The organism is Pseudomonas sp. MS646 (genome assembly GCF_036693845.1).
Classification (GTDB): domain Bacteria; phylum Pseudomonadota; class Gammaproteobacteria; order Pseudomonadales; family Pseudomonadaceae; genus Aquipseudomonas; species Aquipseudomonas chlororaphis_E.
This window is the reverse complement of sequence record NZ_CP144763.1, coordinates 2453728-2463725: the sequence shown is the minus strand read 5'-3', so window position 1 is coordinate 2463725 and position 9998 is coordinate 2453728. Positions and strand designations below refer to the sequence as shown.

Annotated in this window: 7 protein-coding genes; 3 read left to right on the top strand and 4 right to left on the bottom strand. The window is 63.0% G+C overall.

Annotated features, from left to right (window positions below; genetic code table 11):
* A complete protein-coding gene (locus tag V3H56_RS11040; protein ID WP_047735542.1) occupies nt 1–1644 on the top strand; it encodes a cyclic peptide export ABC transporter in 1644 nt (547 codons plus the stop codon).
* A 54-nt stretch (nt 1645–1698) separates the two neighbouring features.
* Here V3H56_RS11040 and fhuF read toward each other — a convergent pair whose 3' ends face one another.
* Nucleotides 1699–2382 (bottom strand): siderophore-iron reductase FhuF, encoded by a 684-nt coding sequence (gene fhuF / locus V3H56_RS11035; RefSeq protein WP_338474600.1) that lies wholly within the window; start codon nt 2380–2382, stop codon nt 1699–1701.
* A 199-nt stretch (nt 2383–2581) separates the two neighbouring features.
* Between fhuF and V3H56_RS11030 the strand changes: the two genes are divergently transcribed.
* Together V3H56_RS11030 and V3H56_RS11025 are read left to right on the top strand one after the other, a co-directional pair.
* A complete protein-coding gene (locus V3H56_RS11030; RefSeq protein ID WP_338474599.1) occupies nt 2582–4297 on the top strand; it encodes an ABC transporter ATP-binding protein/permease in 1716 nt (571 codons plus the stop codon).
* Nucleotides 4298–4548: 251 nt separating this feature from the next.
* Nucleotides 4549–5772, top strand: a complete 1224-nt coding sequence (locus tag V3H56_RS11025) for a zinc-dependent alcohol dehydrogenase (RefSeq protein WP_338474598.1) — start codon at nt 4549–4551, stop codon at nt 5770–5772.
* 604 nt (nt 5773–6376) lie between these two features.
* Here the strand turns inward: V3H56_RS11025 and treA are convergent.
* The 3 genes from treA to V3H56_RS11010 all read right to left on the bottom strand — a co-directional run bounded on the left by treA (nt 6377) and on the right by V3H56_RS11010 (nt 9923).
* Nucleotides 6377–8008, bottom strand: coding sequence for an alpha,alpha-trehalase TreA (treA, locus tag V3H56_RS11020; protein WP_047735548.1), 1632 nt, complete (start codon nt 8006–8008; stop codon nt 6377–6379).
* A 157-nt stretch (nt 8009–8165) separates the two neighbouring features.
* A complete protein-coding gene (locus V3H56_RS11015; RefSeq protein WP_338474597.1) occupies nt 8166–8858 on the bottom strand; it encodes a type 1 glutamine amidotransferase domain-containing protein in 693 nt (230 codons plus the stop codon).
* A gap of 126 nt (nt 8859–8984) precedes the next feature.
* The gene (locus tag V3H56_RS11010; RefSeq protein ID WP_042731329.1) at nt 8985–9923 is read right to left on the bottom strand and encodes a helix-turn-helix domain-containing protein; all 939 of its coding nucleotides are present in this window, start codon (nt 9921–9923) and stop codon (nt 8985–8987) included.
* Nucleotides 9924–9998: the final 75 nt, after the last annotated feature.

Here is a 9998-nt window from a genome sequence, read left to right as displayed (position 1 = left end):
ATGGATCTGTTGTTACTCATGGCCAAACGTTCATGGCGCGCCCTGCTGGTGGCGACCTTGACGGGCCTGATCTGCGGCCTTGCGGCGGCTGGCCTGATCGCCAACATCAACCACAGCCTGACGGTGTTCGACCAACTGCGGCCGATGGATGGCGTGTACTTCGGCGCCCTGGTGGCGCTGGTGGCGGTGTCGCGGGTGATCTCCGACGTCAGCCTGCTGCGCCTGGGCCAAGCAGCGGTCAATGACATGCGCCTGCACCTGAGCGCCAAGCTGATCGACACGCCGTACGCGCAGTTGCAGCGCCTGGGCAAGCACCGCCTGCTGGCGATGCTGACCGACGATACGCAAACCATCAGCCAGGCGGTGGAGCTGGTGCCGATCCTGCTGGTCAACGCCGGGATCATCGCCGCCTGCCTGGCCTACCTGGGCTGGCTGAGCCTGCCGTTGCTCGGCCTGACGCTGTTGCTGATCGCCCTGGGCAGCCTCAGCTTCAACTGGCCGCAACGCCGGGCACTGACCTCGATCTCACGGGCCCGTGAGCTCAAGGACCAGTTGTTCGACCAGTACCGCCTGCTCACCGACGGCAGCAAGGAACTGCAACTCAACCACCCGCGCCGGCAACACTTCTTCACCCGGTTGCTGATTCCGGTGAGCCAGCAATATCGCCGGGATTTCGTGCGGGGCATGAGCATCTATGCGCTGGTGATGAACTGGGGCAATGCGGTGTTCTACCTGCTGATCGGCGTGGTGCTGTTCGCCGCGCCGCACTTTATCGAGCTGCAGGTCAGCCTGGTCACCGGCTACATCCTGGCGATCCTCTACATGATCACGCCGCTGTCGGAGCTGATGCACGCCCTGCCGACCCTGGGCCGGGCCAGTGTCGCGCTGAACAAGATTCGCGCCCTGGAAGGCGAGATGCAGGCCGCCGACGAGGCCATCGAGACGATCACCCCGACCCAGGTGCGCAGCCTGGTGTGCCGGCAGGTCAGCCATACCTACTACCGCGAGCGCGAGGACGGCCATTTCACGCTGGGCCCCATCGACCTTACGCTCAATGCCGGCGAAGTGGTGTTCATCACCGGTGGCAACGGCAGCGGCAAGACCACCCTGGCGTTGTTACTGACGGGCCTCTACCGGCCGGAAAACGGCGACATCGTACTCGACGAGCAAGTCTCCTCCAGCCACGACAACCACCATTACCGCCAGCACTTCTCGGCGATCTTCACCGACTTCTGCCTGTTCGAGAACCTGTTCGACGGCGACGATCCGCACCTGGTGAAGCAGGCGCAGGACTACCTGATCCAGCTGCAGCTTGATCACAAGGTGCAAATCGAGGAAGGCAAGCTGACGACCCTGGCCCTGTCCACCGGGCAACGCAAGCGCCTGGCGCTGCTCAGTGCCTACCTGGACGATCGCCCGTGCTACCTGTTCGACGAATGGGCGGCCGACCAGGACCCGGTGTTCAAGCATTTCTTCTACACCCGGATCCTGCCGGACCTGCGCGAGCGGGGCAAATTGCTGATCGTCATTTCCCACGACGACGCCTACTTCGGCCTGGCCGACCGGCTGATCCGCATCGAGCACGGCACGCTCAGCGAAGTGGCGCCCCAGGCTGCGGCGAAGGCCTCGGCGGTGTTGTCCTGAGGTCGTCGACAAACCCGTGGATAATCTGGCGAGCCCCGTTACCGGGGCTCACGCCTATTCATAGATGTAATGCAGATAGCTCACCTGCTCCGCCAGGGGCAGGCGATGCAGTTTCGGGCAGGACTCGCAGAGCACCGGTGGCTGGCCCTCGACGGGCTCGTGCAACTGATAGTGCAGGCAGCAATGCCGGCGCAAGGGCAAGGTTGGGCAGATCTGCGGCGCGGGCGACTCGACCATGCGTTGCAGGCCCCGCAACTTCAGGCGCCCGTCGTTGACCGTAGCTTGCTCCAGCCAACGGTGCGCCTCGGCGAACCCGTCCCGGGAGAGGTCGGGGTCCATTCTCGCGAAAGCGCCGTCCCAGATGGCAACCATGTTGCCCCAGAGTATTTTCGGTGCCAGGCCACCGGCAGCCGCCAGGGGGATGAACAACGGCGCCAGGTGCTCATGGACCAACCGCGACCAGTAGGCCGCGCGCTCTTGCGCGCCCAGGGCCGGCAGGCGGCTCGGCAGGCTCAGCGCCGACGGTTGGCCATCATCGTGCAGCAACTGTGCTTGCTCGCCCCAGAAGTCGATAGCGCAGTGACGGGTCAACACACAGGCCAGGGTGGCCGGCAGGACGATGCTCATGTAGTTCATCGACCATTGCGAGACCACGGCCGCGCGGTTCACGCCGGGGTAGCGCAGCGCGAAGCGGGCCAGCAAAGGCTGCAGCACCTCGGGGTTGGCCAGTTGGTTCAACGCGATGCAAGGCTGATCGCCAGGCCCCTGTCGGATCACGCGCTTTATCGGCGGCCAGGCCTGGTTCAGCCATTCTGGAAATTCGATAACGGGCTCCCGTGACTTTCCCTAATTAATGCAAACGATTAGCATTGGCTGATCCTATCCTCCCGCCCCTGTAAACTCAACGTCGTCAGCGACCAGGCTTACCAAAGACCTCATGCACACACTTCGCAATTTCTGGCGCCTCGCACGGCCTTTCTGGGTATCCGAGGAAAAGTACCCGGCCCTGTTGCTGCTGCTGGGTACCGTGCTGATGACCCTGTGCCTGGTGGGCGTCAACATCCTCAACAATTTCTGGAACCTGCATTTCTACAACGCCTTGCAGGCCCTGGACTACCACGGTTTTCTCGTTGGCAGCCTGCAATTCATCCTGCTGCAGGTCGGCACGGCCGCCTTTACCGTGGGCGCGTTCCACTTCCAGCAGAAGCTGACCATACGCTGGCGGCGCTGGGCCACGCGCAACATGCTCGACCAATGGCTGGGCAGCCAGCGCTACCAGAAGCTGAAGCTGACCGAGACCGAGGTCGATAACCCTGACCAGCGGATCGCCGAGGACATCGACCTGTTCATCGTCAAGTCGCTGAAGTTGAGCCTGGGCTTGCTGACGTCGGTGGTGTCGCTGTTTTCGTTCCTGAACATTCTCTGGCAGGCCTCCAGCCTGGTGAGCGTGCCGTTCAACGACCAGTCGGTGGTCATCCCCGGCCTGCTGGTGTGGATTGCCCTGGTGTACGCGCTGCTGGGCACAGGCCTGGCGTTCTGGCTGGGGCGCGCCCTGCCCGGCCTCAACTTCATGCAACAGCGGCGCGAGGCGGACTTTCGTTTCTCGCTGATTCGCCTGCGGGAAAACGCCGACTCGGTGGCTCAATACCGCGGTGAGGCGGTGGAGAACGAACGCTTCAACCGACGCCTGGAGGCGGCGCTGGAAAACTTCTGGGCGCTGGTCAAGAAGCAAAAGCTGATCATGGGCTACTCGACGTTCTACCTGCGCAGCGCCACGGTCATTCCCATGTTCATCATGGCGCCGCAATTCTTCGCCGGTGCCTTTCCCCTCGGACGCCTGACCCAGATCAGCGCAGCCTTCGGCGAAGTGCACGCGGCCATCGCCTATCTGGTCAGCGTGTTTCCGGAGCTGTCGGAATGGAAATCGGTGATCGATCGTTTGAACGGGTTCCAGGAGCGCCTGGACAACGTCGAGGTCAAGTCTGCGGTGCGCCTCGAACAGCAGGCCAGCGGCCTCGACATCAAGGACCTGGACGTCTGGCTGCCGAACGGCCGGCAATTGTTCAAGGGCTTCAATCTGTCTCTCAAGCCCGGTGACAGCCTCATGATCAGTGCGCCGTCGGGCTACGGCAAATCGACGCTGATCCGCACCATCACCGGGCTCTGGCCCCACGCCACGGGCAGCAGCCACTATGACCGTGAACGGGCACTGACGCTGTCGCAAAAACCCTACCTGCCGCTGGGCAGCCTGCGCGAAGCCCTGTGGTACCCCAACCCGCCAAGGCGCGAGGAAGACGCGGCGCTGCGCCAGGCCATGGAGCACATCGACCTGCAGCACCTGGGCGATCAGTTGGACCAGGAACGGGACTGGGCCCAGACCCTCAGCATCGGCGAACAGCAACGCTGCGCCTTCGTCCGCGCCCTGCTGGCCCGGCCTACGGTGCTGTTCCTCGACGAAAGCAGCTCGGCCCTGGATGCGGCCAACGAACAGCGCTGCTACCAACTGCTCAAGCAGGCCCTGCCGGAATCGATCCTGATCAGCGTCGGGCACAACACCTCGCTGGAACAGATTCACTGGCAAGTCCTCGAACTCAAGGACGAGGCCCAGTGGGTCCAGCGCAAAGCCCGGCAAGCAGCTATACCCCTGGGCTGACCCCGCTACCGTCTTCGCGGGCAAGCCCGCTCCCACAGGGTTGTTTGGCGGACTGGAGAGGTGTTTTCGCCATAGATCTCTTTGTGGGAGCGGGCTTGCTCGCGAAGAGGCCGGCAAGCCCTCTCCAACCCACCACAAGGTCCCCCAGCCCAGGACAACCGCCAGTCCTGCGCCCACGAGATCTCTCTGAACTTCCATCCGACCTTGCGTCTCTGCCCTTTACCATCACCCGATTAAAAAGGCAGGACGTCATGAGAGCACTTACTTATCACGGCGCGCACAGCGTCAAGGTCGACACGGTCCCGGACCCGATTCTGGTGGACAGCGACGACATCATCTTGCGTGTAACGGCAACAGCCATCTGTGGCTCGGACCTGCACCTGTATCGCGGCAAGATCCCCACGGTCGAGCATGGCGATATCTTCGGCCACGAGTTCATGGGCATCGTCGAAGAAACGGGTTCTGCGGTGACTGCCGTACAACCCGGCGACCGCGTGGTGATCCCATTCGTGATCGCCTGCGGCAGCTGCTTTTTCTGCCAGATGGATTTGTTTGCCGCCTGTGAAACCACCAACACCGGCCGCGGCGCGATCCTGAACAAGAAGTCCATTCCACCGGGAGCGGCACTGTTCGGCTTCAGCCACCTGTACGGCGGCGTCCCCGGTGGCCAGGCCGAGTATGTGCGAGTGCCAAAGGCCAACACCGGCCCGTTCAAGGTGCCGGGCACCCTCGCGGACGAGAAAGTGCTGTTCCTCTCGGACATCTTGCCCACCGCGTTTCAAGCCGTCACCAACACGGGCATCGGCAACGGTTCGAGCATCGCGATCTACGGTGCCGGGCCGGTCGGTCTGTTGAGTGCGGCGTGCGCGAGAATGTTGGGGGCCGAGCAGATTTTCATGGTCGATCATCACCCCTATCGACTGGCCTACGCACAACGCACCTACGGTGTGATTCCAATCAACTTCGATGAAGACGACGACCCCGCCGACACGATCATTCGCCAGACCCAAGGCATGCGCGGGGTCGACGGTGTAGTGGATGCGGTCGGCTTCGAAGCCAAGGGCAGCACCACCGAAACCGTGCTCGCCACATTGAAGCTCGAAGGCAGCAGTGGCAAGGCCTTGCGCCAGTGCATTGCCGCCGTACGCCGTGGTGGGGTCGTGAGTGTGCCAGGGGTGTATTCCGGGTTCATCCACGGTTTTCTGTTTGGCGACGCGTTCGACAAAGGGCTGACCTTCAAAATGGGCCAGACCCACGTGCAGCGTTACCTTCCCGAATTGCTCGAACACATCGAGACCGGCCGCCTGGCACCCGAGGTCATCATCAGCCATCGAATGGCCCTGGAGCAGGCGGCCGAGGGCTACAAGATCTTTGACAAAAAACAGGAAGATTGCCGAAAGGTCATCCTGACCCCCGGCGACTCAGCCATCGCAGTGCCAGAGGGCGACGGCCCGGCCCTGGCGCTGGGGACCTAAAGCCGCCTCCCACAGTGTTATGGGGTGGACTGGAAATGTGTGCCCACCATAGATCCACTTGTGGGAGCGAGCTTGCTCGCGAAGACGATGGTCCACCCAGCATCGGGGCAAACTGACCCACCGCATTCGCGGGCAAGCCCGCTTCCACAGGGTTGTTTGGCGGACTGGAGAGGTGTGTCCACCACAGATCCACTTGTGGGAGCGGGCTTGCTCGCGAAGACGATGGTCCATCCAGCATCGGGGCAAACTGACCCACCGCATTCGCGGGCAAGCCCGCTCCCACAGGGTTGTTTGGCGGACTGGAGAGGTGTGTCCACCACAGATCCACTTGTGGGAGCGAGCTTGCTCGCGAAGACGATGGTCCATCCAGCATCGGGGCAAACTGACCCACCGCATTCGCGGGCAAGCCCGCTCCCACAGGGTTGTTTGGCGGACTGGAGAGGTGTGTCCACCACAGATCCACTTGTGGGAGCGAGCTTGCTCACGAAGACGATGGTCCATCCAGCATCGGGGCAAACTGACCCACCGCATTCGCGGGCAAGCCCGCTCCCACAGGGTTGTTTGGCGGACTGGAGAGGTGTGTCCGCCATAGGGAGGGTATCTGTCATTCACCTGTGCGGGCTTTGGAGGCGTTCGCTCCATATTTTTCCAGCAACTTGAGTGTCACGCCGTTGGTCCAGCCGAAGCCGTCCTGCAACGCGTATTCACCGCCGCCACCGCCCTGCCCCTGGCCAGACACGTTGTATTTCTCCACGAGTTTGTCCTCCTTGCGGTAAAGGTTTTGGACCTGCTGGAGAAAGCGCTGGCCAATCTGTGCCGCGAGGTCGCCTTGCTGGTAGCGGTCCAGCCCTTCCACCGCCACCCACTGCAACGGCGCCCAGCCATTGGGTTCGTCCCATTGCTGGCCGTTGCTGACCTGGGTCGTGGCGAGCCCGCCAGCACGCAGCAGGCCGCCGCGCACTGCCTCGGCCGTGCGCCTGGCGTGCTCGTTGGACGCCAGCCCGGTGTACAGCGGGAACAGCGCCGCAGCCGTCAGGTCCGGACGCTGTCGGTCGAGCTGCCAATCGTAATCGACGTAGTAACCGCCATCGGCCTTCCACAAGTGCCGCTCGATGGCCTGCTGACGCCGGTCGGCGCGCTGGCCGTAAGCCTGGACGCACGACACGTCGCGGAGGGTCTCGCAGCCCTTGGCGATGGTGCGTTCCAGGTGATACATGAGGCTGTTCAAGTCCACCGGCACGATGGCGGTGGTGCGTATCGTCTCCAGGCGCTTGCCGTCACCCAGCCAGCGCGAACTGAAATCCCAACCGCTTTCGGCGCCGGCGCGCAAGTCGCGCCAGACCTCCTGGCGCGTCCGGTCCGGCGCCTGGGCGGCGGTCTTGATGTCTTGCAGCCAGGACTCTTGGCGGGGTGTCGCGCTGGCGTCCCAGTAACGATTGAGCACGCTGCCGTCGGCCAGCTTGACGACATGCCGGGCGGCCGCGCCGGGCTTGAGCGTCTGCGCACCGTCCATCCAGTAGGCGTACTCACGTTGCAGTTGGGGAAGGTAGCGAGCGTAGGCCTGGTCGCCTTCGATGCGAGCCTGCAGCTCCACCATGTAGGCGAAGAACGGCGGCTGCGACCGGCTCAGGTAGTACGTGCGATTGCCATTGGGGATATGACCGTAGGTGTCGATCATGTAGGCGAAGTTGTCGGTCATCTGCCGGACCTGATCCTTGTCGCCGCTGTGTTCGAGGCCCAGCATGGTGAAATACGAGTCCCAGTAGTACATCTCGCGAAAGCGTCCGCCCGGCACCACGTAGGGCTGCGGCAGCGGCAACAGGCTGCTGTACTGTGGCACCTCGCGGTAGGTGCGGCTCAATACCGGCCAGAGCGAATCGATGTGCGCCTCGATCGGCGCGCCAGGCTTGGGCGGTGGGCTTTGCGCTTCGCCGGATTCGATGAAGTTGTCTTGGACGAAGCCCTTCAGGTCGAAACCGTCGCGCTCATGAAGGGCAAGATAATCGGCGCGGATCTTCGCGGGATCGCGCTTGGGCAGCGCATCGACGAAGTGTTTCTGGTCGGTGAAGATCCCCTGGCGCTGCACCGCTTCAAACAGCTCCGGGTACGCGTGGTCAGGTGCAAGAGGGGTACGTTCCTTGGCGTCTTCATAGCTCCATGTGGCAGGCGGTTGACTCGAACAAGCGGCGCACAACAGTGCGGCGAAAGACAGGCTGGTGAAATCCATAGGTCGCATAGGCAGCTCCATCGTAGTGTCGTTCCTGACACAGGAGTGACCTGATGGACGGGCCCGGGTTCATTAAAAGACCCTGGCCCGGACCACGGCGCCAAGCCGCCTGTGTACGCAGCCACCGGCGCTCAGGCGGTTGCCCAGCCGTTCGGCCTCGGCCGCGCTAGGCCGTCTGTTCCTGCTCCAACCGCTTGAGCAGTGCCTCGGCGACGACCTCGGAAGACGCTGGGTTCTGGCCGGTGATCAGGTGTCCGTCCTCGACCACGTAGACCGCCCAGTCCGCCGCCTTGGAGTACTCGCCGCCCTTGGCCTTGAGCATGTCTTCCACCAGGAACGGCACCACCTGGGTCAGGCCCACCGCGTCTTCCTCGGAATTGGTGAAGCCAGTGACTTTCTTACCCTTGACCAGCGGCTGGCCATCGGGGGCGACGACGTTCTTGAACACGCCGGGGGCATGGCAAACGGCGGCGACGGGTTTGTTCGCGGCGTACATCGCCTCGATGAGGATCTTCGAGTCCCGGTCCTCGGCGAGGTCCCAGAGCGGGCCATGGCCGCCGGGATAGAACACCGCGTCGAAGTCATAGGGATCCACTTCGCCCAGCAGCACCGTGCTGGCCAAGGCAGCCTGGGCCTCGGTGTCCGTGCGGAACCGGCGGGTGGCGTCGGTCTGGGCGTCCTCTTCATTGCTCTTGGGGTCCAGCGGCGGCTGCCCGCCCTGGGGAGAAGCCAGCGTGACGTCCATCCCGGCGTCGACGAACACATAGTAGGGCGCGGCGAACTCCTCCAGCCAGAAGCCGGTTTTCTTGCCGGTATCGCCCAACTGATCGTGAGATGTAAGGACCATTAGAATGTTCATCTTAACCGCTCCTCCGAAGATCAAAGGCAAGGCGCGTGTCGCCTTGCTTAAGGTTCAGAGGTTGTGCCGGGCCAGACGTTCCATGGACATCAAGAGGACGCTGCACCTGAAGAATGCTTGGCAAGGTCAGCCGGCCCGTGGGGTATCCGAGGGTGATTCGCCGAACAACGCCCGGTAATGCGCGGCGAAGTGGCTCAGGTGAAAGAAGCCCATGGCGACGGCGATATCACCAACGTTCAGTGTGGTCGCACAAGTGCTGATCAGGCGTCGCCGCACGGCGTTGAGCCTCAGATTGCGCAGGTACTCGACCGGACGCATCCCGGTCACGGCCTGGAAACTGTTCTGCAGGGTCTTGCGGCTCACCCGCAGTTGCCCGCACAAATCGAGAATGCTCAACGGCGTGTCACCGCTGGCGGCGACCAGTTCCTGGCAGCGTTTGACCAGGTAGGCGCTGACGGTGCAATTGCCGCGGCGGCCACGCACTTCATCCGAGGCATTGCTGAACAGGTCGAGGAACGCATCGAGCAGCACGTCTTCGAGCATCTTCTCCGCAGCCGGATGGATGGCGTCCGTCTGCTCCAGGAGGTGTCGGAACAGCGGATGGATCCGCTGCTGCACCCTGAGCAGTACCGCTTCATCCACGCTGATCTGCGATTCGCTTTTCAGGCGCCTGAGCTGTTCGTTCGACAACTCGCAGGCCGCCAGCTTGGCGAAACGCACCGTGTCGACGTTGACCGCGAAAAAGTGCGTGCCTTCCGGGGCATGCAGGACGAAGTCCTCGCTGTCGCGCAGCAGCACCACGCTGCGGGCGTCCACCCGATGCCCCTGGACCACTGGTGCGCTGCCCAGCGACATGGCGATACATAAGCGGCCTTTTGGCGCGCTGCCGCGCTGCACCACGCGCTTGTCCAGCACTTCCTGGAAAATCTGAAAACGGTCGGCATACACCTGCCGCAATTCGCTGCTCAGGCTGCCACGACCGAGTTGATCATAGACTTGTTGCCAGCCCCGTATGGAGCCGGCGTGTTGCTGGGGATCATTGAAGGTACGGACTTCGGCAAGCATGATCATCGTTCCTCGGTGGCCCCGTTGTAATTCCCAGCCCTTCATGGGCTGCCCGGTCCTCCCTGACGGTGGCTG